Source organism: Paraburkholderia xenovorans LB400, assembly GCF_000013645.1.
In the GTDB taxonomy this organism is placed as follows: Bacteria; Pseudomonadota; Gammaproteobacteria; order Burkholderiales; family Burkholderiaceae; genus Paraburkholderia; species Paraburkholderia xenovorans.
In genome coordinates this window covers 4,257,582-4,280,122 of record NC_007951.1, presented here as the reverse complement: position 1 = coordinate 4,280,122, position 22,541 = coordinate 4,257,582, and the positions used below count along the sequence as shown (strand labels likewise).

Annotated in this window: 21 protein-coding genes; 12 read left to right on the top strand and 9 right to left on the bottom strand. The window is 64.0% G+C overall.

Annotated features, from left to right (window positions below):
* The first annotated feature begins 130 nt into the window (after positions 1 to 130).
* The 6 genes from araG to pyrF all read left to right on the top strand — a co-directional run bounded on the left by araG (position 131) and on the right by pyrF (position 6,718).
* A complete protein-coding gene (araG, locus tag BXE_RS19130; RefSeq protein ID WP_011489864.1) occupies positions 131 to 1,681 on the top strand; it encodes an L-arabinose ABC transporter ATP-binding protein AraG in 1,551 nt (516 codons plus the stop codon).
* Between the two features lie 53 nt (positions 1,682 to 1,734).
* The gene (araH, locus tag BXE_RS19125) at positions 1,735 to 2,751 is read left to right on the top strand and encodes an L-arabinose ABC transporter permease AraH (protein WP_011489863.1); all 1,017 of its coding nucleotides are present in this window, start codon (positions 1,735 to 1,737) and stop codon (positions 2,749 to 2,751) included.
* Positions 2,752 to 2,790: 39 nt separating this feature from the next.
* Positions 2,791 to 3,591 (top strand): SDR family NAD(P)-dependent oxidoreductase, encoded by an 801-nt coding sequence (locus BXE_RS19120; protein WP_011489862.1) that lies wholly within the window; start codon positions 2,791 to 2,793, stop codon positions 3,589 to 3,591.
* The gene (locus BXE_RS19115) at positions 3,588 to 4,502 is read left to right on the top strand and encodes an SMP-30/gluconolactonase/LRE family protein (protein WP_011489861.1); all 915 of its coding nucleotides are present in this window, start codon (positions 3,588 to 3,590) and stop codon (positions 4,500 to 4,502) included. Before BXE_RS19120 ends, BXE_RS19115 begins: the two co-directional genes overlap by 4 nt.
* A 217-nt stretch (positions 4,503 to 4,719) precedes the next feature.
* Entirely contained in the window at positions 4,720 to 5,781 is a 1,062-nt protein-coding gene (locus tag BXE_RS19110) for an aldose 1-epimerase (protein ID WP_038457330.1), read from the top strand.
* Positions 5,782 to 5,902: 121 nt separating this feature from the next.
* Positions 5,903 to 6,718, top strand: coding sequence for an orotidine-5'-phosphate decarboxylase (pyrF, locus tag BXE_RS19105; RefSeq protein ID WP_011489859.1), 816 nt, complete (start codon positions 5,903 to 5,905; stop codon positions 6,716 to 6,718).
* 54 nt (positions 6,719 to 6,772) lie between these two features.
* Here the strand turns inward: pyrF and BXE_RS19100 are convergent, their stop codons facing one another.
* The 4 genes from BXE_RS19100 to thiL all read right to left on the bottom strand — a co-directional run bounded on the left by BXE_RS19100 (position 6,773) and on the right by thiL (position 9,470).
* Positions 6,773 to 7,315, bottom strand: a complete 543-nt coding sequence (locus tag BXE_RS19100) for a cupin domain-containing protein (protein WP_011489858.1) — start codon at positions 7,313 to 7,315, stop codon at positions 6,773 to 6,775.
* Between the two features lie 23 nt (positions 7,316 to 7,338).
* Positions 7,339 to 7,839, bottom strand: a complete 501-nt coding sequence (locus BXE_RS19095) for a CinA family protein (protein ID WP_011489857.1) — start codon at positions 7,837 to 7,839, stop codon at positions 7,339 to 7,341.
* A gap of 64 nt (positions 7,840 to 7,903) precedes the next feature.
* The gene (locus BXE_RS19090; RefSeq protein WP_011489856.1) at positions 7,904 to 8,485 is read right to left on the bottom strand and encodes a phosphatidylglycerophosphatase A family protein; all 582 of its coding nucleotides are present in this window, start codon (positions 8,483 to 8,485) and stop codon (positions 7,904 to 7,906) included.
* Positions 8,475 to 9,470, bottom strand: a complete 996-nt coding sequence (thiL, locus tag BXE_RS19085) for a thiamine-phosphate kinase (protein ID WP_038458519.1) — start codon at positions 9,468 to 9,470, stop codon at positions 8,475 to 8,477. The genes BXE_RS19090 and thiL overlap by 11 nt, the downstream gene beginning before the upstream one ends.
* Before the next feature lie 207 nt (positions 9,471 to 9,677).
* Between thiL and BXE_RS19080 the strand changes: the two genes are divergently transcribed.
* The 3 genes from BXE_RS19080 (at position 9,678) to BXE_RS19070 (ending at position 13,456) form a co-directional block, all read left to right on the top strand.
* Positions 9,678 to 12,017, top strand: coding sequence for an NADP-dependent malic enzyme (locus BXE_RS19080; protein WP_011489854.1), 2,340 nt, complete (start codon positions 9,678 to 9,680; stop codon positions 12,015 to 12,017).
* A 442-nt stretch (positions 12,018 to 12,459) separates the two neighbouring features.
* Positions 12,460 to 12,876 (top strand): ribonuclease, encoded by a 417-nt coding sequence (locus BXE_RS19075; RefSeq protein ID WP_011489852.1) that lies wholly within the window; start codon positions 12,460 to 12,462, stop codon positions 12,874 to 12,876.
* Between the two features lie 7 nt (positions 12,877 to 12,883).
* Complete coding sequence (locus BXE_RS19070) at positions 12,884 to 13,456, top strand: barstar family protein (RefSeq protein WP_038457333.1); 573 nt, start codon at positions 12,884 to 12,886, stop codon at positions 13,454 to 13,456.
* Positions 13,457 to 13,607: 151 nt separating this feature from the next.
* On the opposite strand, the gene BXE_RS19065 is transcribed toward BXE_RS19070, so the two are convergent.
* The 4 genes from BXE_RS19065 to speE form a co-directional block, all read right to left on the bottom strand.
* A complete protein-coding gene (locus BXE_RS19065) occupies positions 13,608 to 14,348 on the bottom strand; it encodes a 16S rRNA (uracil(1498)-N(3))-methyltransferase (RefSeq protein ID WP_038457335.1) in 741 nt (246 codons plus the stop codon).
* Positions 14,349 to 14,367: 19 nt separating this feature from the next.
* On the bottom strand, positions 14,368 to 14,781 hold the full coding sequence (locus BXE_RS19060; RefSeq protein ID WP_011489849.1) for a VOC family protein: 414 nt from the start codon (positions 14,779 to 14,781) through the stop codon (positions 14,368 to 14,370).
* Positions 14,782 to 14,939: 158 nt separating this feature from the next.
* A protein-coding gene (locus BXE_RS44405) for an IS5 family transposase (RefSeq protein WP_407668610.1) occupies positions 14,940 to 15,751 on the bottom strand; the annotation gives its coding sequence in 2 pieces (ribosomal slippage) (positions 14,940 to 15,415 and positions 15,415 to 15,751; 813 coding nt in all).
* Between the two features lie 51 nt (positions 15,752 to 15,802).
* Positions 15,803 to 16,684, bottom strand: a complete 882-nt coding sequence (speE, locus tag BXE_RS19050; protein WP_011489848.1) for a polyamine aminopropyltransferase — start codon at positions 16,682 to 16,684, stop codon at positions 15,803 to 15,805.
* A gap of 277 nt (positions 16,685 to 16,961) precedes the next feature.
* Here speE and tkt point away from each other — a divergent pair, with 277 nt between their 5' ends.
* A complete protein-coding gene (tkt, locus tag BXE_RS19045) occupies positions 16,962 to 18,983 on the top strand; it encodes a transketolase (RefSeq protein ID WP_038457337.1) in 2,022 nt (673 codons plus the stop codon).
* Between the two features lie 95 nt (positions 18,984 to 19,078).
* Positions 19,079 to 20,089, top strand: a complete 1,011-nt coding sequence (gene gap, locus BXE_RS19040; protein ID WP_011489846.1) for a type I glyceraldehyde-3-phosphate dehydrogenase — start codon at positions 19,079 to 19,081, stop codon at positions 20,087 to 20,089.
* Positions 20,090 to 20,181: 92 nt separating this feature from the next.
* Here the strand turns inward: gap and BXE_RS19035 are convergent, their stop codons facing one another.
* Complete coding sequence (locus BXE_RS19035; RefSeq protein ID WP_011489845.1) at positions 20,182 to 20,886, bottom strand: FadR/GntR family transcriptional regulator; 705 nt, start codon at positions 20,884 to 20,886, stop codon at positions 20,182 to 20,184.
* A 228-nt stretch (positions 20,887 to 21,114) separates the two neighbouring features.
* Here BXE_RS19035 and BXE_RS19030 point away from each other — a divergent pair, with 228 nt between their 5' ends.
* Positions 21,115 to 22,437 carry a C4-dicarboxylate transporter DctA gene (locus BXE_RS19030; protein WP_011489844.1) on the top strand — a complete coding sequence of 441 codons (1,323 nt, stop codon included), beginning with the start codon at positions 21,115 to 21,117 and terminating at the stop codon, positions 22,435 to 22,437.
* Positions 22,438 to 22,541 lie beyond the last annotated feature (104 nt).

The window sequence follows — 22,541 nt, the reverse complement described above, 5'->3', positions numbered from 1 at the left end:
TTGGGACGCGGGACATGCAGTGAACTGCCGGCGCGTGTTTCTCTTTCGCGGAGAGAGTGCGCGCGCCGGCAGCAGTATTAAAAGATCAGCAGTAGAGACAGACGGTTCACACGAAGCAACAGGAGGCGAAGTGTCAGCGACGCTACGTTTTGACAATATCGGCAAGGTCTTTCCAGGCGTGCGCGCGCTCGACGGTGTGTCCTTCGACGTCAACGTCGGCCAGGTGCACGGCCTGATGGGCGAAAACGGCGCAGGGAAATCGACCCTGCTGAAGATTCTCGGCGGTGAATATCAGCCCGACTCGGGCCGCGTGATGATCGACGGCAACGAGGTGCGCTTCACGAGCGCGGCGTCGTCGATCGCGGCGGGCATCGCGGTGATTCACCAGGAACTGCAATACGTGCCCGATCTGACGGTCGCGGAAAACCTGCTGCTCGGGCAACTGCCGAACTCGCTCGGCTGGGTCAACAAACGCGAAGCCAAACGCTTCGTGCGCGAACGCCTCGAAGCGATGGGCGTGGCGCTCGATCCGAACGCGAAGCTGCGCAAGCTCTCGATCGCGCAACGGCAGATGGTGGAAATCTGCAAGGCGCTGCTGCGCAACGCGCGCGTGATCGCGCTGGACGAGCCGACCAGTTCGCTGTCCCACCGTGAGACCGAAGTGCTGTTCAAGCTGGTGCGCGACTTGCGCGCCGACAACCGCGCGATGATCTACATCTCGCACCGCATGGATGAGATCTACGAGCTGTGCGACGCCTGCACGATCTTCCGGGATGGCCGCAAGATCGCCTCGCATCCGACGCTCGAAGGTGTGTCGCGCGACACCATCGTCAGCGAGATGGTGGGGCGGGAAATTTCGGACATCTATAACTATTCGGCGCGGCCGCTCGGCGAAGTACGCTTCGCGGCGAAAGCGATCGAAGGCCACGCGCTCGCGCAGCCGGCCAGCTTCGAAGTGCGGCGCGGCGAGATCGTCGGCTTCTTCGGTCTGGTGGGCGCGGGCCGCAGCGAACTGATGCATCTGGTGTACGGCGCCGATCGCAAGAAGGGCGGCGAACTGACGCTCGACGGCAAGCCGATCAAGGTGCGCAGCGCGGGCGAAGCGATCCGGCACGGCATCGTGCTGTGTCCCGAAGACCGCAAGGAAGAGGGCATCGTCGCGATGGCGAGCGTGTCGGAGAACATCAATATCAGTTGCCGCCGCCACTATCTGCGCGCGGGCATGTTCCTCGATCGCAAGAAGGAGGCGGAAACGGCGGACCGTTTCATCAAGCTGCTGAAGATCAAGACGCCGAGCCGCCGCCAGAAGATCCGCTTTCTCTCGGGCGGCAATCAGCAGAAGGCGATCCTGTCGCGCTGGCTGGCCGAGCCGGATCTGAAAGTGGTGATTCTCGATGAGCCGACGCGCGGCATCGACGTCGGCGCGAAGCATGAAATCTACAACGTGATCTATCAGCTTGCCGAACGCGGCTGCGCGATCGTGATGATTTCGTCGGAGTTGCCGGAAGTGCTGGGCGTGTCCGACCGCATTGTCGTGATGCGTCAGGGCCGGATTTCCGGCGAGCTGGCGCGCCAGGATGCAACGGAACAGTCGGTGTTGAGTCTCGCGCTACCGCAAAGCTCGACCGCCTTACCTGGCACCGACGCCGGAACGGAAACCGCCGCCCAACAGGCGGCCTGAACATCATCGGACGAAAGTCCGGCAACCCGTGGGGAACGGGAGGAGTCTTCAACATGCAAGCCAGAGAAAACCTCGCGCAACAGGCCGCCAAGGGCGCAGCCGAAGCGCTGATTCCGCAGACCAACGACAAGGCGAAATGGTGGCAGCAGATCACCGAGTACAGCCTGATCGTGATCTTTGTGGTGATGTTCGCCACCATGTCGCTGACCGTCGATCACTTCTTCTCGATCGAGAACATGCTCGGCCTCGCGCTGTCGATCTCGCAGATCGGCATGGTGGCGTGCACGATGATGTTCTGCCTCGCCTCGCGCGATTTCGACCTTTCGGTGGGTTCGACGGTCGCGTTCGCCGGCGTGCTGTGCGCGATGGTGCTCAACGCCACCGGCAACACGTTTATCGCGATCGTCGCGGCGGTGGCGGCGGGCGCCGTGATCGGTTTCGTCAACGGCGCGGTGATCGCGTATCTGCGCATCAACGCGCTGATCACGACGCTCGCCACGATGGAAATCGTCCGTGGTCTCGGCTTTATCGTCTCGCACGGTCAGGCGGTCGGCGTGTCGTCGGATACGTTTATCGCGCTGGGCGGCTTGAGCTTCTTCGGCGTGTCGCTGCCGATCTGGGTCACGCTGCTGTGCTTCATCGTGTTCGGCGTGATGCTCAACCAGACCGTGTATGGCCGCAATACGCTCGCGATCGGCGGCAATCCGGAAGCGTCGCGTCTGGCCGGTATCAATGTGGAGCGCACGCGCGTCTACATCTTCCTGATTCAGGGCGCGGTGACTGCACTGGCCGGTGTGATTCTGGCCTCGCGCATCACATCGGGTCAGCCGAATGCCGCGGAAGGCTTCGAGCTGAACGTGATCTCGGCGTGCGTGCTGGGCGGCGTCTCGCTGCTCGGCGGACGTGCGACGATTTCCGGCGTGGTGATCGGCGTGCTGATCATGGGCACGGTCGAAAACGTGATGAACCTGATGAACATCGACGCGTTCTATCAGTATCTGGTGCGTGGCGCGATCCTGCTCGCCGCCGTGCTGCTCGACCAGTTGAAGAATCGCGGATCACGAGATTAAATCCGCGACCAGCTTACTTGCTCTAAAAGGAATCGAACGATGTCGTCTCCGGCCAATGCAAACGCCCGTCTCGCGGAGAGCGCCTTCGCCCGCTATCCGAGTCTTGTCGACCGCACGGTGTTGATCACGGGCGGCGCGACTGGCATCGGCGCGTCGTTCGTCGAGCATTTCGCGGCGCAAGGCGCGCGTGTCGCGTTCTTCGACATTGACACGAGCGCCGGTGAAGCGCTCGCCGACGAACTCGGCGACTCGAAGCACAAGCCGCTGTTTCTGCCGTGTGACCTGACCGACATCGACGCGCTGCAAAAAGCAATCGCCGACGTGAAGGCCGCCCTCGGTCCGATCCAGGTGCTGGTGAACAACGCCGCGAACGACAAGCGCCACACCATCGGCGAAGTCACGCGCGAGTCGTTCGACGCGGGCATCGCGGTGAATATCCGCCACCAGTTCTTCGCGGCGCAGGCGGTGATGGACGACATGAAGGCGGCCAACGGCGGCTCGATCATCAACCTCGGTTCGATCAGCTGGATGCTGAAGAACGGCGGCTATCCGGTGTACGTGATGTCGAAGGCGGCGGTGCAGGGTTTGACGCGTGGTCTCGCGCGCGACCTCGGCCAGTTCAATATCCGCGTCAATACGCTGGTGCCGGGCTGGGTGATGACCGGGAAGCAGAAGCGCTTGTGGCTCGACGACGCCGGCCGCCGGTCGATCAAGGAAGGGCAGTGTATCGACGCCGAGCTGGAACCGGCCGATCTCGCCCGCATGGCGCTCTTCCTCGCCGCCGACGACAGCAGGATGATCACGGCGCAGGACCTCATCGTGGACGGAGGCTGGGCGTGAGTGCGAATGGTTCGCCAGTCGCGGCGGCCAGGCGCGCCGCGCTGCTGCTCGACACGAAATGCATGCTCGGCGAAGGCGCGACATGGTGCGCGCAAACCGGCCGCTTCTACTGGACGGATATCGAAGGCGCGCGCCTCTGGCGCCATGACCCGAGCGACGGCCGCAGCACGTTCTGGCGCATGCACGAGCGTCTCGCCACGTTCGCGCTGTGCGCCGATCCGCATTACCTGTTGCTTGGGCTGGCGACGCATCTCGCGTTTTTCGATCTGGCCACCGGCGAGACACGGCGTATCGTCGACGTCGAACCCGGTTTGAACACGCGTGTGAACGACGGCCGCTGCGATCGTCAAGGCCGCTTCGTGTTCGGGACCAAAGACGAAGGCACGCCGCTGCGGCCGGTCGGTGGGTTCTACCGGCTCAATCACGATTTGTCGCTGGAGCGTTTGCCGCTGCCCGCGCCGGCGATCTCGAACAGCATCGCGTTCAGTCCCGACGGCGCGACGATGTACTACTGCGATTCGCCCATGCGCGAAATCCGCGTCTGCGACTATCGCGCGGACGGTAGCGTTGCCAACCACCGGCTGTTCACGCGGCTGACCGATGCCACCGGCGAACCCGACGGCTCGACCGTCGATCGCGACGGCGGCCTGTGGAACGCGCAGTGGGGCGGCGGGCGGGTGGTGCGTTACGGGCCGGACGGCGTGGAGACGGAACGCGTCGACGTGCCGACCGCGCAGCCGAGTTGCGTCGCGCTGGGCGGTCCGCAACTCGGCACGCTGTACATCACGAGCGCGCGCTGCGCTCTCGATGCGGCGGCGCTCGCCGGCGACAAACGGGCGGGCGGCGTGTTCGTCGCGACGCCCGGACGGCGCGGTTTGCCTGAACCGGTGTTCCAGGGCGCGCCCGCTTAGCGCAGAATGGCGCTGCCCCGGTCTCGAGGCGGCGATAAAGCGACGAAGCGCGGCAAGCCAGTGAATCCGAAAGTGAATCGCAGGTTGATGTTGCAATCCCAGTGGCAGCAAATCGGCAGCATGCAGTTCGGACCCAGAGGCGACCTGTTCAAAAAATCGCCCTCCAGCATCCGTCAGCAATGACGGCAACGTCCCAAGCCTCTCGATGGAGCCAGATATGACTGTTGCGAATCTCGTTTCCTCCTCCGCCCAGACCTCTCAGAGCCGACGCTCGCGACTTGCCGCGGCGGCCAATCCGGTGCTTGCGGGGCCCAGCACGTCGGCGGTGGCCGTCGGCGAAACCACTGGCGGCGATGTCGCGTGCATTACGCTCGCCAATACGCATTTGCGTCTCGATGTCGCGCCGACGCTCGGCGGCGGCGTCACCCGTTTCGACTGGCGCGACGACGGCGCGCTTACGCCGATCTTCCGGCGCTGCCGCCACGTCGCGGCCGACACGCAGCCGAACGAGCTCGCCTGTTATCCGCTGCTGCCGTATTCGAACCGCATCGGCGGCGGGCATTTCAACGTGGCGGGCCGGCGCGTGGACGTGCCGCGCAATCGTGCCGACGAACCTTTGCCGATTCACGGCGATGGTTGGCAGTCGGCATGGCAGGTCGCGGAGTCGGACCGTGAGAACGTCCGCCTCACGCTCGACCGCCGCGACGGCAAGCCATACGCCTACCGTGCAACGCAAACTTATACGCTGGACGGCCCGACGCTCGTCGTCACGCTCGAAGTCGAAAACGCCGGCCGTGAGGCGCTGCCTTTCGGGCTGGGCGTGCATCCGTTCTTCGTGCGCGACGCGGACACCGAGCTGTCGGCCGCGGCCGGCGGCCTATGGCTCTCCGGCGACGACTGGCTGCCGGTGCGGCACGTGCCGGCGCCGCCCGCCTGGCAATTCGGCGTGGCGTATCCGCTGCCGGAAACCATCGTCAATCACGCCTTTACCGGCTGGAGCGGGCAGGCCGCGGTGGTGTGGCCGAAGCGCCGCCTGTCGCTGAACATCGCCGCCGACACCGATTACTACGTGCTGTACACGCCGCCTGGCGAAGATTTCTTCTGCTTCGAACCCGTCGATCATCCGATCAACGCGATGAACCTGGCCGGCGGCGCAAGCGAAAACGGCATGACCTTGCTGGGACGTGGCGAGCGCCTTACCCGCACGTTCCGCTTTACCGTCGAGCGCACGGGCTTGCGTTCGATGCCGGGCGCGCGCGGCTCGAAGCGGCGGCAGTAGCGGCGAGGGTGGGGCGAGGGTGGGGCGACCGCGCGGACGCGTGCGCCCCCGGCGCGGCTCGCCGCGCAGGACGGGTAAAATACGCGCCTCTTCCGTTTTCCTGCTCGCCGCGAGACCCACCATGTCCCATTTCATCCAGACACTCAACGACGCCTGGCAGCGCACCAACTCGCTGCTGTGCGTCGGCCTCGATCCCGAGCCCAGCAAATTCCCGGGCGCGCTCGCGGGCCGTCCCGAGGCGATTTTCGACTTCTGCCGCACGATCGTCGATGCGGCCGCGCCGTACGCGTCGTCGTTCAAACCGCAGATTGCCTACTTCGCGGCGCATCGAGCGGAAGACCAGCTCGAGCAGTTGATCGCTCACATTCATGCGAACCATCCGGGCTTGCCGGTGATTCTCGACGCGAAGCGCGGCGACATCGGCAGCACAGCCGAGCAGTATGCGCGCGAGGCATTCGAGCGCTATCAGGCCGACGCGGTGACGGTGAATCCGTACATGGGTTTCGATTCGATCCAGCCGTATCTGGAGCACGAAGGCAAAGGCGTGATCGTGCTGTGCCGCACGTCGAACGCGGGCGGCTCCGACCTGCAATTCCTGGAAACCGGCGGCCGGCCGCTCTATCAGGTCGTCGCGCAACTGGCGGCGGACAAATGGAACGCGAGCGGTCAACTGGGTCTGGTGGTCGGCGCGACGTTCCCGAAGGAAATCGAAGTGGTGCGCGGGATTGTCGGCGATATGCCGCTGCTGATTCCGGGCATCGGCGCGCAAGGCGGCGACGTGCAGGCCACGGTCAACGCCGGCCGCACCGCGAATGGCACGGGCATGCTGATCAACTCATCGCGAGCGATTATTTACGCGGGCAAGGACGACGATTTCGCCGAAGCCGCGGCAAAGGCCGCGATGGAAACGCGTGACCGGATCAACACGTTCCGGTAACGCGGGCTGTCCTTCCCGAAGAGAGCTTCAGAGGAACGGGCAGGTGGGTATCCGTCAGGCCGGCCGCAGCCGCTCGATCAACGCCGCATGCCGCGGATGCCGCGCTTTCAACACGTGGACATCCGCCAGCTCGAACTCGCTGAACTCAAAACCCGGTGCCACGGTGCAGCCCACCAGCGCGAATGTCGCCGGATCGGCGCATTCCGCTGCGAACCACAACCCTGCCGGCACCACAGCCTGAAACACCGCATCCGCATGCGTCAGCGCGTTGCCGAGCTTGTGCGTCACCAGCGCGCCGGTTTCGTCGAGCACGTGGACGTGCAACGGTTCGCCGGCATAAAAATGCCAGACTTCGTCGGACTTGATCCGATGCCACGCCGAATGCGCGCCGTCGCAAAGCAGGTAATAGATCGCGGTCGACGCCGAGCGCGTTTGCGCCGAGCCACTGCCATCTTTGTCGCGGATCACGCGCTCCGCCGAGCGGTACGTCTCGCTAAAAAATCCGCCTTCGGGATGCGGCTTGAGATCGAGGCGGCGGATCAGTTCGTCCTTGACGTCCTTGACGTCCTTGACCGCGTGCAAATCAGGATCAGGCATGGGCTTCCCGCTCTGGACAGAGGTCAATGCTCGCGCTCGTCGAGCAACGCGAGTATCCCGCGCAATGCATGCGCGGCGGCCTGCACGCGGATCTTTTCGCGATCGCCCTTGAAAATCTTCGTTTCCACCGACGTATGCAGCCGGTTGCTCCAGCCGAACGACACCATGCCGACCGGCTTGGTTTCGGTGCCGCCGCCCGGCCCGGCGACGCCGGTAATCGACACCGACACCTGCGCGCGGCTGTTGCGCAGCGCGCCTTCGGCCATAGCGCGCGCCACTGGCTCGCTGACCGCGCCGTGCCTGTCGATCAGATCGGCGGGTACGCCGATCATCTCGCTCTTCGCCTGATTCGAATACGTGACGAAGCCGCGCTCGAACCAGCCGCTGCTGCCGGAAATGTCGGTGATCGCGGTCGCCACCATGCCGCCCGTGCAGGACTCGGCGGTGACGAGCATGAGGCGCTCGTCGCGCAGACGGTTGCCCACGCGAATGGCGAGCTGATGAACGACGGAATCGGTAGACATGGCGTCAATCCGGAAAGCAGGGGCCGGGTAGATGCCCGGCGGCGCGGCGGCCGCGGGGCAGCGGTTAAACGGACATGCGCCAGAGCGCAATCACGAGCAGCGTGAAAAACGCGGCGACCAGGTCATCGAACATGATGCCAAAGCCACCTTTCAGACGGCGATCGAAATAACCGATGGGCGGCGGTTTCACCATGTCGAAGAAGCGGAACACGATGAACGCCCAGAACTGGCCGGTCAGCGTGACCGGCGTGACCATCAGCAGCACCAGCCAGAAGGCGATGATCTCGTCCCACACCACCGGCGACGGATCGTCGATGCCAAGTCTCTTCGCGGTAAATCCGCAAATCGCAATGCCGCCGATAAAGCCGGCGACGATCAGCAGGCCCCATTCGATCACCGTCAGATAGCGGCTCAGGACAGCGAACGAGGCCCACGCGAACAACGTGCCGATCGTGCCCGGCGCGACCGGCGACAGGCCGCTGCCGAACCCGAGCGACACGAGGTGCAGCGGATGCGACAGCATGAAGCGCGCGGTGGCACGGCGCGGCTGACGGCCCGGCGGCCGCGGATCGGGCGCCTGCGGCGCACGGGGCGGCTCGCCGCCGATGAGTTTGCCGGCAGCGCCGAGCGGGGGATCAGTCTGCATGAAAGTGGTCGAAGCCTTGCAACGTCAGTGTGAGCGGCGCGCCGGCGGCGTCGCGCCAGCCGATCGCCGGGCGCCGGGCCGCCTGGAGAGCGCTTATTGTACCGATGCGGGTGACGGGTACATCCGCCTCGTGGCCGGCAGCTTCCACCGAGGCGCGCGCCGTGGCCGGCGCGGTGAAGCACAGTTCGTAGTCGTCGCCGCCGGCGAGCGTGCAGCGGCGCTGGATCTCGGGCGGCAGACGGCGCAGCGCGGCGGAACGCGGCACGGCATCGACGTCGACGGTGGCCTGCAGGTTCGAACGTTCGAGGATGTGCAAGAGATCGCCGGCAAGGCCGTCCGAGAGGTCGAGCGCTGCATGGGCGATGCCGCGCAGCGCGAGACCGAGCGCGACGCGCGGCTCAGGGCGCTCCAGAGCGCGACGAAACGCCGCAGCGTCGCTGGCATCGGCGGACCATTCGCCGCGCTGTATGCCGAGGCCGGCGCGCGCGTCGCCGAGCGTGCCGGAAATCCAGATATCGTCGCCTGGTTGCGCGGCGTCGCGGCGCAGCGCTGCGTGCGGCGGCACGCTGCCGAATACCGTGATGCACAGATTCAGCGGGCCGCCGGTCGTGTCGCCGCCGATCAACTCGCAACCGTGGCGTTCGGCCAGTGCGAACAGCCCTTCGCTGAACGCGGCGAGCCAGGCTTCGTCCGCCTTCGGTAACGCGAACGCCAGCGTGAACGCCAGTGGTTTCGCGCCCATCGCGGCGAGGTCCGACAGATTCACCGCGAGCGCTTTGTGACCCAGCGCCTCGGGATCGATGTCGGGGAAGAAGTGGCGGCCTTCCACCAGCATGTCCGTCGATATCGCCAGCATTTCGCCTGCGGGCGGCGCGAGCAGCGCGCAGTCGTCGCCGATGCCGAGCGTGCCGCTCGCGGCGCCGGATGGCCGGGCAGCGGCGCGGCTGGCGAAGAAGCGGTCGATCAGCGAAAACTCTGAGAGCATGGTGGCCATGAGTGAACGGATTAGTGCAGCGAAGTTCGGCTAACGGCGTGCATCGTATGAAGTAGCAGTAGGGTAAACGCGCGATCAGCGGACAACTCCGATCTGAGCCGCGTTCGGTCCCACGCGCGCCGCGTCAAGCTTTCGCTATGTTTAAGTCGCGGCAGTTGTACCCGTATTGAAGGAATCGGGCTGGCAATTGGGGCTACAATGCCGTCGAACGTCTATTCTAATCTGCCCTTCGAAGCCCGCCTTATGTCGACTCCCGTCAATAGCAAACTCCGCGAAGCCGCCCTCGATTACCACGAGTTCCCCACCCCCGGGAAGATCGCGATCGCCCCGACCAAGCAGATGATCAACCAGCGCGACCTGGCGCTGGCGTACTCGCCGGGCGTGGCGTTCGCGTGCGAGGAAATCGTCGAAAACCCGCTGAACGCCGCGCGTTTCACCGCGCGCAGCAACCTGGTCGGCGTGGTCACCAACGGCACCGCGGTGCTGGGTCTGGGCAACATCGGGCCGCTCGCCTCGAAGCCGGTCATGGAAGGCAAGGCCGTGCTGTTCAAGAAGTTCGCCGGCATCGACGTGTTCGATATCGAGCTGAACGAGTCCGACCCGCACAAGCTGGTCGACGTGATCGCGGCGCTGGAGCCGACCTTCGGCGGCATCAACCTCGAAGACATCAAGGCGCCGGACTGTTTCATCGTCGAGCGCGAATGCCGCAAGCGCATGAAGATTCCGGTCTTCCACGACGACCAGCACGGCACCGCGATCGTCGTCGCGGCGGCCATCACCAATGGTCTGAAGGTGGTCGGCAAGGACATCAGGGAGGTCAAGCTGGTGTCCTCCGGCGCGGGCGCGGCGGCGCTGGCCTGTCTGGACCTGCTGGTCGACATCGGCCTGCCGCTGGAGAACATCACCGTCACCGATCTGGCCGGCGTGGTCTACAAGGGCCGTGTCGAACTGATGGACCCGGACAAGGAGCGCTTCGCGCGTGAAACCGACGCCCGCACGCTTGCCGAAGCCATCGGCGGCGCGGACGTTTTTCTCGGCCTCTCCGCCGGCGGCGTGCTCAAGCAGGACATGGTCAAACAGATGGCGGACAAGCCGCTGATTCTGGCGCTGGCCAACCCGACACCGGAAATCCTGCCGGAACTGGCGCTCGAAGTGCGCCCGGATGCGGTGCTGTGCACGGGCCGCACCGACTATCCGAACCAGGTGAACAACGTGCTGGTGTTCCCGTTCCTGTTCCGCGGCGCGCTGGACGCGGGCGCGACCACGGTGACGCGGGAAATGGAAATCGCGGCGGTCAATGCGATCGCCGAACTGGCGCGCCAGGAACAGAGCGATATCGTCGCGACGGCGTATGGCATTCAGGATCTCTCGTTCGGCCCGGAGTATCTGATTCCGAAGCCGTTCGATCCGCGCCTGATCGTCAAGGTCGCGCCGGCGGTGGCGCAGGCCGCGATGGATTCGGGCGTCGCCGAGCGGCCGATCGAGGACATGGACGCGTACGAACAGCATCTGCAGCAGTTCGTGTATCACAGCGGCACGACCATGAAGCCGATTTTCCAGCTGGCGCGCAGCGTCGAGCCGGAGAAGAAGCGCATCGTGTTCGCGGAAGGCGAGGAGGAGCGCGTGCTGCGCGCCATGCAGATCATCGTCGACGAGAAGCTGGCCAAACCGATCCTGATCGGCCGCCCGGCGGTGATCGAGCAGCGCATTGCGCGCTACGGTCTGCGGCTGGTCGCGGGGCAGGACTACACGGTGGTGAACACCGACCACGACGAGCGTTACCGCGACTTCTGGCAGGAGTATCACCGGATGATGTCGCGCAAGGGCATCAGCGCGCAGATGGCGAAGCTCGAAATGCGCCGCCGCACCACGCTGATCGGCGCGATGCTGGTGGAAAAGGGCGAGGCGGACGGCATGATCTGCGGCACGGTGTCGACCACGCACCGGCATCTGCACTTCATCGATCAGGTGATCGGCAGGAAGGCGGGCGCGAAAGTGTACGCGGCGATGAACGCGCTGGTGTTGCCGAACCGCCAGATCTTCCTGGTGGACACGCACGTGAACGTGGATCCGACGCCGGAGCAACTGGCGGAAATCACGATCATGGCGGCCGAAGAAGTGCGCCGTTTCGGGATCGAGCCGAAGGTGGCGCTGCTGTCGCATTCGAACTTCGGCACGAGCAACGCGCCGACCGCGCAGAAGATGCGCGACACGCTGGCGATTTTGCGCGAGCGCGCGCCGGACCTGCAGGTGGACGGCGAAATGCACGGTGACATCGCACTCGACGCGAACCTGCGCCGCGAAGTGATGCCCGACTCGACGCTCGAAGGCGATGCGAACCTGCTGGTGCTGCCGAACATCGACGCGGCGAACATCTCGTACAACCTGCTGAAGACCGCCGCGGGCAACAACATCGCGATCGGTCCGATACTGCTGGGCGCAGCCAGGCCGGTGCACGTGCTGACGGCTTCGGCGACGGTGCGCCGGATCGTCAATATGACGGCGTTGCTGGTGGCGGATGTGATCGCGGCGCGTTAATCCGCGATCCACACGAAGCATGGCGCGGGAACGACCGCGCCATGCAAAAAAAAGCGCGCCCGCAACGGGCACGCCTCAGGGTGAACAGGGGATCCCTCACCCTAAAAAACGGCAAGTCAGACAAAAAATTCCATCGCCAAAGCGTTCAAGGGCTGCAAACCCTTTGCAACAGCGCATCCCGATGTCTGCAGACGCACACGAAGCAGCCACCATCCGCTCCCCCTCTGCCTGCCGTCACCTCGATTCGCGTTGTCGGGCTAATTTTAGCCTGACCAGGATTAATATTCTGTCAAAAGTCGTCAAAGTCCCTCCGGTGGTGCTTTCTCGCCTGATTGGAAGTTTGGGGCCGCTTGGCGAACGTTGATTCCGGGGACCATTAGCGATACCCTTACGACTTTCATGGTCGTCAAACTCGTGATCTAACAGCGGGGAACCCTGATACATGGCACGCAAGTGGCAACGCATGAAAGGCGTGCTGATCGGTGCTGTTACGCTGTGCGCTTTATCCGGCCCCGTGCCTGGCGCGTTTGCGCGCGACTCCACGGCACTCGCCGACTCGAACGTACAGTTGCTGGGCACGGTCGCGCTGGCGCAGTTGCCACGCGAAGCGGTCAATACATTGAACTTGATTGCCGCAGGCGGGCCTTACCCGTATGAGAAGGACGGCATCGTATTCGGCAATCGCGAACGGTTGCTGCCGGCCCATCGGCGCGGCTATTACCACGAATACACCGTTCCCACGCCTCGCTCACGTAATCGCGGGGCGCGTCGCATCGTCTGCGGAGGTCCGCTGAAGCGAACCGATAATTGTTACTACTCGGACGACCACTACACCAGTTTTAATCGTATTGTTGAATGACATCGGGATGAACGGCATGAGCGACAACGTCTACGCGCACGACTCCGGAGTCGCGACGGATCTTTTCGCGGCCGGCGACGGCAATCTGTTCCAGCGCGTCATGCAGATGCGAGCCGGCGAGCAGGGCCGCGAGAACCAGAGCGAAGCAGCAGGCACTGTGGTTTCATCGAACGAGGAGCCCATGAGTCTTTTCAAGACCGTACGACCGAACATCGTACAGTCGATCCGCGCGTTCCGCGTGCAGGATCTGGCCGAAGAGGCCCACCAGCTCGGCCAGCATTTTCTGTATGCGTATTGCGCCAATGCCCAATCCAAACAGGAAGTGCTTGAAACCATCGCAACGTCGTTCCTGTTTCCGAAACACTTCGGCAAGAATTACGACGCGCTGTACGACTGTTTGACCGATCTGGTTCAGAAGGCGGGTGCGCAGCCGGGCTTCGTGATCGTGCTCGAACAGTTGCCGGTCGCCCAGAAGTTCGACAAGGAAGGGCGCGAGACGCTGCTGGACGTGTTCCGCGAGGCCGCCGAATTCTGGGCTGAGCGCAAAGTGGCGTTCCGCGTGTTTTACTCGTTCGCCTGAGGTTTTAGTTCGAACTTTAGCCTGGGTGTTGCCAGTTCAGGCTAAATAAGAAAGGCCCGCCAGTTGTTGGCGGGCCTTTGCTTTTGCTGCGGCGCGAATGCCGGCATGAGTTCGCCGCCTTCAATCGGATCAAGACGGCAGGCCAGGCGCCTTACCAGCCGCCCCAGCCCGCGGCGAGCGCCGAGAGTACCGCGATGCCGGCTGTTTCAGTGCGCATGACGCGCGGGCCAAGACCGACGGCGGTGAAGCCATGATCGGTCGCGGCCGCTTCTTCAGCGGCGGAAAATCCGCCTTCCGGGCCGACCAGCACCGTCACGCGTCCTTGCGGCGGCTCGGCGGGCAACGCGGAAAAGCTGATGCTCGCGCGCGGCGACAGCAGAATGCGCAAGTCGCCTTCTTCAGGCGTGCGCGGCATGGCGCCCAGCCAGGTGGCGATTTCTCGCACCGGCATGACTTCCGGCAGCCGGTTGCGCCCGCACTGCTCGCACGACGCCCGCACGATGCCTTGCCAGTGCGCATGCCGCCGCTGCGCGCGCTCGCCAGTCAGACGCACGACGCTGCGCGTGGTGGTGAGCGGCACGAAGGCCGACGCGCCGAGTTCGACGGCCTTTTCGATCAGCCAGTCCATCTTGTCGCCGCCGGCGATGCCCTGCGCAAGCGTGAGCCGATACGGCGCTTCCACTTCGATGTTGCGGAATTCGCGAATTCTTACCTTGGCCGAGCGGCGTTCGACCTCGACGAGTTCGGCGCTGTATTCGCCGCCTTCGCCGTTGAAAAGCACGATCGAGTCGCCGGGCTGCAACCGCAGCACGAGCACATGCCGAACGACGTCATCGGGAAGCTGCATGATGTCGTCGGACTGGAGGGGCGTACCGACGAAGAAGCGTGGCATCAGAAAAATACTCATTGGTTCACGAAAGGTGGCGAGCGAGCGCCCAGCGGTAGCCGTCCAGATCTTCGACCTGGGCGAAGCGGTCGCCCCAGAACTGATCCTGTGGCTCGCTCAGCGATTTTGCGCCGGCGGCCAGCGCCCGCGCGTAAATCGCGTCGACATCGTCGACATAGACATAGAACGATTGCGGTGCGATTGCGCCCGCGCTTTTGGGTGTTTTCGCCGCCGAGCCGAACGCGCCTTCCGGTGCGAACATCACGATCAACTGGCCTTGATAGGTCATCTCGACATGCATCACTACACCGTCGTCCTGAACGCTGTCGCGAACTTCGAAGCCGAACGCCGCCGTGAAGAACGCGGACGCGGCACGGGCATCGCGCACCGTCAGATAGGGGGTCAACCAGGGCACACCGGCAGGGCGGGAGGCGGTCATGGGATTCTCCGGATCTAAGAGGTTGGCGGGGCACAGGCTGCGCGCCCGGGCGGATGGTCGCGTATCGGCGTGCCGATAGTGCAGTCCGACGGAACCGTGCATTTTGCCCACGCGTTAGCTTGCTGGCTTTAAGAATTGACTTAGAAGCTGTTGCGAAATTAGTTAAACAGAGGCTTTAGGCGCGTCCAGCAAATTAAGGCGCAAGCCAAAGACAGGAATGCTTCGTGAACATGCGCATAGCGTTCGTAACGAATCTTGAGCCGTCGAAACGAGTGAAGCCACGCAATCGAACGCTCGACTGGCCAACGTGTTTTGCCGAGCCCACTGCCATGCGGCGCGCCGACTTTTGCGAGTAGTGGCGTGATGCCTCGCTCACGCAAGCGTTGCCGATGGGGTTCGGAACTGTAGCCCCGGTCGCCCTGAACGATTCGCGGCTTGTGCAAGGGACGACCCCGCTTGCCCCGGATGCGCGGAATGGCATCGACCAGCGCATCAAGCTGGGTAATGTCGTGCCGGTTCGCCGCGCTCAGGATGACCGCGAGCGGGATGCCTTGCGCGTCGACGATGAGGTGGTGTTTGCTGCCGAGCTTGCGCCGGTCCGTGGGATTCGGGCCGGTTTTTTTCCCGCCAGCACGGCGCGAATCGATGAGCTGTCGACGAGCGCACGCGAGAAATCGATTTCGCCACGGCGACGCAGTTCGGCGAGCAACGCTTCGTGAATGTGTTGCCAGACACCTGCCTTTTGCCACGCGACGAGCCGTCGCCAGCAAGCTGTGCCTGAACCACATCCCATTTCTTGCGGCAGAAGGTTCCACGCAATGCCTGAGCGCAGCACAAACACGATGCCGGTCAGCACCGCTCGGTCGGGTTTCGGTTTGCGGCCCGCAAACTGGCGATTGCGTGGTGCTCGCGCAGGCAGCAGTGGTTCGATGAGTAACCACAATTCGTCGTCTATCAGTTCTTTAGGCATCGCTTCCTGTCAGGCAAAACAAGACAGAAAGTTAACACCAAGCCGGAAAAGTTAACAGACCCAAAACTTAATTTCGCAACAGCGTCTTAGTTTATCGCGCACCGAGCGGGATGCCGAGAACAGTGCGGCGTGCGTGCCCGCGTCGTAATGCATCAGGGGGCCGATCCGCCGCGCGGCGAGGCGCTCGATGAGCGTATCGGCGGCGAGGGCGGCAGGGTCGAGCGTGTCGCTCGCCGTTGCCATTATCCAGAGCGAGCCGTACAGCGGAATAAACGTGTTCATGGTGCGGACCACGGCGAACGCCGCGCGCAAGTCGTCGAGCAGGCGCGCGATACGCGCGGCGTGGAAATACGGCGAGCCGAGATGCACGGAGACCGCGGCGATCGGGCGCATGACCCGCTTGAGCTGCTGATAGAACGTTGGCGTGTAAAGACCGGCGGCGGGCGAGTCGGGCGGCGTCAGGTCGAACACGACGAGATCGAACCGCGCCGGCGCGGCGTGCGCGACATAATGCGCGGCGTCGCCGATCACGAGTTCGACGCGCGGATCGTCGAACGCGCCGCCGTGCACTTCGGGCAAATGCTCGCGCGTCAGGCGCACCACTTCGGCGTCCAGTTCCGCCACCACGATCCGTTCGATGCCCGCATGCCGCAGCAATTGCCGCGCGGCGCCGCCGTCGCCGCCGCCCAGTACGAGCGCCGCTTGCGGCGACGGATGCGCCAGCGCGGCCGGATGCACCATGCATTCGTGATAGATGAACTCGTCGCCGGTGGACGTCATGGGACGGCCGTCGAGCGTGAAGAGCCGGCCGAGCTGCGGCGTGTCCCAGACTTCGATCCGCTGGTAAGGCGATACGACTTGCGTCACGCGCTTCGCGTGCGGAAATCCGTAGACGGCATCGAGACTCGGTCGGAACAGCAGTGGAGCGCTCACGGCGGGCGGGCTCCGTGCGGAGCGCGGTGGGTTGAGGTTGTGCAATTGTAAAGGGCGAAGCACGGCGCGGCCCGGCGCATGCATCGGCCGCATGACGAGGCGGCTTTCGGGGCGGGAGGCCGGCAACGATCTGTTAGAATGTCACGCTTTCAGCCTTGTCCGTTTGCTCTGCCCGTTTCGCGTCTCCTGGCGCCGCACCGTGCGCCCGAGTGAGCTGGCATTCGAGCATCCGGGCCTCAAGCGCACACCGCTTTCTGACTCTGTCTCCGGACTCGACATGACGACCCCGTCTCCCGCACCCACTTCCTTGATGGCCAACGCAATCCGCGCGCTGTCCATGGACGCCGTTCAAAAAGCGAACTCCGGCCACCCCGGCATGCCAATGGGCATGGCCGAAATCGGCGTGGCGTTGTGGTCGCGTCATCTGCGCCACAACCCGAAGAACCCGCAATGGGCCGATCGCGACCGTTTCGTGCTGTCGAACGGTCACGGCTCGATGCTGCTGTACTCGCTGCTGCACCTGACCGGCTACGATCTGCCGATCGAAGAGCTGAAGAACTTCCGCCAGATGCATTCGAAGACGCCGGGCCACCCGGAATACGGCATCACGCCGGGCGTCGAGACGACCACCGGCCCGCTCGGCCAGGGTCTGGCGAATGCGGTCGGCATGGCGCTCGCCGAGTCGCTGCTCGCCACCGAATTCAACAAGCCTGACGCAACGATCGTCGACCACCACACGTACGTGTTCGTCGGCGACGGCTGCCTGATGGAAGGCATCTCGCACGAAGCCTGTTCGCTCGCGGGCGTGCTGAAGCTGAACAAGCTGATTGCGTTCTACGACGACAACGGCATCTCGATCGACGGCGAAGTGGTGCACTGGTTCCACGACGACACGCCCAAGCGCTTCGAGGCGTACGGCTGGAACGTGATCCCGAACGTGGTCGGCCACGACGTCGAAGCAGTGGACGCGGCCATCAAGCAGGCGAAGCAATCCGACAAACCCACGCTGATCTGCTGCAAGACGGTGATCGGCGAAGGCTCGCCGAACAAGGCCGGCAGCCACGATTCGCACGGCGCGGCGCTCGGCGACAAGGAAGTCGCGGCCACGCGCGAAAAGATCGGCTGGAAGTGGGAGCCGTTCGTGATCCCGCAAGAGGTCTATGCAGCTTGGGACGCAACAGAAGCGGGCGCACGCAACGAATCCGAGTGGGACAAGGCATTCGCCGCGTACGCTGCCAAATATCCGCAGGAAGCCGCTGAATTCAAGCGCCGCAACGCGAAGCAGTTGCCGGCGGACTGGAAGGAAAAGGCCAAGGCGATCATTGCCGGCGCGAACGAGCGCGCGGAAACCGTAGCGACGCGCAAGGCATCGCAACAGGCTATCGAGGCTTTGTCGGCCGTGCTGCCGGAACTGCTCGGCGGCTCCGCCGACCTGACCGGCTCGAACCTGACCAACTGGAAGGCCGCCAAACCGGTACGCGTGAACGCCGAAGGCAAGGCTGCCGGCAACTACGTCAACTACGGCGTGCGTGAATTCGGCATGAGCGCCGCGATCAACGGCGTTGCGCTGCACGGTGGCTTCAAGGCGTTCGGCGGCACGTTCCTGACGTTCTCGGACTACAGCCGCAACGCGCTGCGCGTCGCCGCGCTGATGAAAGCGCCGTCGATCTTCGTGTTCACGCACGACTCGATCGGTCTGGGCGAAGACGGCCCGACCCACCAGTCGATCGAACATGTTGCGAGCCTGCGTCTGATTCCGCACCTGCAAGTGTGGCGTCCGGCTGATACCGTCGAGACGGCGGTGGCCTGGACCCACGCGGTCGAACATCATGGCCCGTCGTGCCTGATCTTCAGCCGTCAGAACCTGCCGTTCTCGGAGCGCACGGACGCGCAGATCGCCAACATCGAGAAGGGCGGTTACGTGCTGCGCGACTGGAACGACGAGATCGTCGCGCGCAAGATCATCCTGATCGCCACCGGTTCGGAAGTCGAACTGGCGCTGAACGCGGTCGAGCCGCTGGCGCGCGAAGGTATCGCGGCGCGCGTCGTGTCCATGCCGTCAACCACCGTGTTCGACAAGCAGGACGCCGAGTACCGTGAACGCGTGCTGCCGCAAGGCGTGCGCCGCGTCGCGATCGAAGCGGGTGTGACGGATTTCTGGCGCAAGTACGTGGGTCTGGAAGGCGGCGTGGTCGGCATCGACACGTTCGGCGAATCGGCCCCGGCTGGCGTGCTGTTCAAGCATTTCGGCTTCACCGTCGAACACGTGGTAGAGACGGCAAAAGCCGCACTCGGCTGATCCTGGACAAGCGTTGCCGTTCGCGTGCGAACGCGCGGCAACGCGGTCAGTCAGACGAACCTGGACGTATTTTTTTAGCCATCAGGAGATAGACCATGACGATTCGCGTCGCAATCAACGGCTACGGCCGTATTGGCCGCAACACGCTGCGCGCCTTCTATGAAAACGGCAAGAAGCACGATATCGAAATCGTCGCCATCAACGACCTCGGCGATGCCAGGACCAACGCTCACCTGACGCAATACGACACGGCGCACGGCAAGTTCCCGGGCGAAGTGTCGGTGGACGGCGACTACCTGGTCGTCAACGGCGACAAGATCCGCGTGCTGGCCAACCGCAACCCGGCTGAACTGCCGTGGGGCGAGCTGAACGTGGACGTCGTGATGGAATGCACGGGCTTTTTCACGACCAAGGAAAAGGCCAGCGCGCACATCAAGGGCGGCGCAAAGAAGGTGATCATCTCGGCGCCGGGCGGTAAAGACGTCGACGCCACGATCGTCTACGGCGTGAACCACCATGTGCTGAAGGCATCGGACACGGTCATCTCGAACGCATCGTGCACGACGAACTGCCTCGCGCCGCTCGTCAAGCCGCTGAACGACAAGATCGGTCTGGTGAACGGTCTGATGACCACGATCCACGCGTACACGAACGACCAGGTTCTGACGGACGTGTACCACGAAGACCTGCGCCGCGCGCGCTCGGCCACGCACAGCCAGATCCCGACCAAGACCGGCGCGGCTTCGGCGGTCGGCCTGGTGCTGCCGGAACTGAACGGCAAGCTGGACGGCTACGCGATTCGCGTGCCGACGATCAACGTGTCGATCGTCGATCTGTCCTTCATCGCCGCGCGCGACACGACGGTCGAAGAAGTCAACGCGATCATGAAGGAAGCGTCGGAAGGCTCGCTGAAGGGCATTCTCGGCTACAACCAGGCACCGCTGGTGTCGATCGACTTCAACCACAACCCGGCTTCGTCGACGTTCGACGCCACGCTGACCAAGGTGTCGGGCCGTCTGGTGAAGGTGTCGAGCTGGTACGACAACGAGTGGGGCTTCTCGAACCGCATGCTGGACACGGCTGTGGCGCTCGCTCACGCGAAGTAAATCACGGCGCTTCGTGCGCTATGCCCGCCAAAGCCGGCTTTGAGCCGGCGGCGGCACAGGGCAAGCAAAGCCGCTCTACGGAGTGGCTTTTTTTACGCCTGCGGCTGGGCCTGCGGAGTCGGGAAATAAACGCCGGCGCGCTGCGCGGCGTTCGAAATATGCGTTTCGATGGCTTTGCCGGCCGCGGCGGAATCGCGCGCCTTGAGCGCGTCCAGAATCACGCGGTGTTCGTTGTACGTGGACAGCACCAGTTCGCGCCGGTAATACGGCATGCGCTGGCTTTCCTTCATGATCTCCGCGCTGCTGCTCAGAATCGATTCGATCGCCGCGTTGCCGGCAATGCCGACGATCCGCATGTGGAAGTCGTAGTCGAGGCGCGCGGCTTCGTCGAGTTCGTCGCAGGCGAGCGCCGATTGCATGGCCGTGATGTTGTCTTCGAACCAGGCGAGATCAGAATCGCTGACCGCAAGCGCCGCCATGCGCGCGATAAAGCCTTCCAGCGCGAAGCGCATCTGATAGGTATCCGGCAGCGACGACTGCTCCGCGAAGCGCCACGATTGCGCGGCCGATGCCTGCGCACTTTCCACATAGACGCCCTTGCCGGGCCGGATCACCAGCAGGCCGAGCGCTTCGAGCGTGGACAGCGCTTCGCGCAACGAAGCGCGGCTGATCGCGAGTTCCTCGGAGAGCTGACGCTGCGCCGGCAGCAGACTGCCCACGGGATAAACGCCCGCTTCGATCCGTTCGCGGATGGTCGCGATCGCGGCATCGGTAACGGTATGCGGGACGTTCTTCATGATGGGCTCACTTGAAAGTGCGGTCTGACCAGCATTGTAATACGCGGCTCGAACGCTCGTGCGGCTTACCGTTCACCGCCACGCATCCGGTCTGAAAACGCTGTAAAAACAGCGGGTAAACACTGTTCCATGAACCCTTGACGCCAGTATATCGGCTTCCTACTATTCGACATAACAGCACTGGTCGGACCAGTCTGAACAGATCTGAATCGCAACCAGGAGGAAGCCGTGTTGAAATTTTTCAATTCGCTGTTTGGCCGGGTCGTCATAGCGCTGGTGGCGGGTATCGTGATCGGCGCCGTGTACCCGCATTTCGCCCAATCGCTGCGCCCGCTCGGCGACGGCTTTCTCAAACTGATCAAGATGGTGATCGGCCCGATCGTGTTCTGCGTCGTGGTGAGCGGCATGGCGCATGCCGGCGACCTGCGCAAGGTGGGGCGCGTCGGCCTGAAGGCCGTGATCTACTTCGAGGTGATGACGACGATCGCGCTCGTGATCGGCGCAATACTCGCGTATGTCACGCAGCCCGGCGTCGGCATGAACATCGATCTGCGCTCGCTGGATCCTTCGTCGCTCTCGACTTACACCGAAAACGCGAAGAGCCTGAAGGACACGGCAGGCTTCCTGCTGAAGATCATCCCCGACACGGCGATCAACGCGTTCGCTACCGGCGACATCCTGCAGATTCTGGTGTTTTCGGTGCTGTTCGGCTCGGCACTCTCGCTGCTCGGCGGCAAGGCGCAGCGTGTGAGCAGCCTGATCGACGAACTGTCGCAGGTGTTTTTCCGCGTAATGGGCTTCATCATCAAGCTCGCGCCGCTCGGCGTGCTCGGGGCGATTGCCTTCACCACCGGCACCTATGGCGTCGAGTCGCTCAAGCAGCTCGGCATGCTGGTGCTCGTGTTCTACGTGAGCTGCTTCGTGTTCGTGGCTGTGGTGCTGGGCGTCGTGATGCGGCTCGCCGGCTTCAGCATCTTCAAGCTGATCCGCTACCTGCGCGAAGAACTGTCGATCGTGCTCGGCACCGCCTCGTCCGATGCCGTGCTGCCGCAGATCATGCGCAAGCTCGAATGGATGGGCGTCAAGGACTCCACCGTCGGGCTCGTCATTCCGACCGGCTACTCGTTCAATCTCGACGGCTTCTCCATCTATCTCACGCTGGCGGTGATTTTCATCGCGCAGGCCACCAATACGCCGCTGTCCGTGCATGACCTGATCGTGGTGGTGCTGGTTTCGCTGGTGACGTCGAAGGGCGCGCACGGCATTCCCGGCTCGGCCATCGTGATTCTGGCCGCGACGTTGTCCGCGATTCCGGCGATTCCCGTGCTGGGTCTCGTGCTGATCCTGCCGGTCGACTGGTTCGTCGGCATTGCGCGTGCGCTGACCAACCTGATCGGCAACTGCGTGGCGACGGTGGTGGTCGCCGTGTGGGAAAACGATATCGACCGGGCGCGCGCGCATCGCGTGCTGAATCGCGACGAAGCGTTGCGCTACGTGCCGGCCGGTGAAGACGCCGAGCCTGCCGCGGGCGAACACGCTCCGGCCGTCTGAACCTGAGAAACCGTATCCAGATCGGCGCGCCAACGCAGCGCGCCTCCAGCGCCGGCAGATCCCCAGGAACGCCGGCTCTCCTTCACTTTTTCGCCGCCTGACCG

What these genes read in the sequence shown, in the direction of transcription:
- araH (WP_011489863.1), top strand. Translation starts at nt 1,735, where the DNA reads ATGCAAGCCAGAGAAAACCTCGCGCAACAGGCCGCCAAGGGCGCAGCC.
- BXE_RS19080 (WP_011489854.1), top strand. Translation starts at nt 9,678, where the DNA reads ATGCCGTCGAACGTCTATTCTAATCTGCCCTTCGAAGCCCGCCTTATG.
- BXE_RS19075 (WP_011489852.1), top strand. Translation starts at nt 12,460, where the DNA reads ATGGCACGCAAGTGGCAACGCATGAAAGGCGTGCTGATCGGTGCTGTT.
- BXE_RS19060 (WP_011489849.1), bottom strand. Translation starts at nt 14,781, where the DNA reads ATGACCGCCTCCCGCCCTGCCGGTGTGCCCTGGTTGACCCCCTATCTG.
- BXE_RS19070 (WP_038457333.1), top strand. Translation starts at nt 12,884, where the DNA reads ATGAACGGCATGAGCGACAACGTCTACGCGCACGACTCCGGAGTCGCG.
- BXE_RS19100 (WP_011489858.1), bottom strand. Translation starts at nt 7,315, where the DNA reads ATGCCTGATCCTGATTTGCACGCGGTCAAGGACGTCAAGGACGTCAAG.
- BXE_RS19095 (WP_011489857.1), bottom strand. Translation starts at nt 7,839, where the DNA reads ATGTCTACCGATTCCGTCGTTCATCAGCTCGCCATTCGCGTGGGCAAC.
- BXE_RS19065 (WP_038457335.1), bottom strand. Translation starts at nt 14,348, where the DNA reads ATGCCACGCTTCTTCGTCGGTACGCCCCTCCAGTCCGACGACATCATG.
- BXE_RS19035 (WP_011489845.1), bottom strand. Translation starts at nt 20,886, where the DNA reads ATGAAGAACGTCCCGCATACCGTTACCGATGCCGCGATCGCGACCATC.
- BXE_RS19090 (WP_011489856.1), bottom strand. Translation starts at nt 8,485, where the DNA reads ATGCAGACTGATCCCCCGCTCGGCGCTGCCGGCAAACTCATCGGCGGC.
- gap (WP_011489846.1), top strand. Translation starts at nt 19,079, where the DNA reads ATGACGATTCGCGTCGCAATCAACGGCTACGGCCGTATTGGCCGCAAC.
- BXE_RS19110 (WP_038457330.1), top strand. Translation starts at nt 4,720, where the DNA reads ATGACTGTTGCGAATCTCGTTTCCTCCTCCGCCCAGACCTCTCAGAGC.
- BXE_RS19120 (WP_011489862.1), top strand. Translation starts at nt 2,791, where the DNA reads ATGTCGTCTCCGGCCAATGCAAACGCCCGTCTCGCGGAGAGCGCCTTC.
- tkt (WP_038457337.1), top strand. Translation starts at nt 16,962, where the DNA reads ATGACGACCCCGTCTCCCGCACCCACTTCCTTGATGGCCAACGCAATC.
- thiL (WP_038458519.1), bottom strand. Translation starts at nt 9,470, where the DNA reads ATGCTCTCAGAGTTTTCGCTGATCGACCGCTTCTTCGCCAGCCGCGCC.
- pyrF (WP_011489859.1), top strand. Translation starts at nt 5,903, where the DNA reads ATGTCCCATTTCATCCAGACACTCAACGACGCCTGGCAGCGCACCAAC.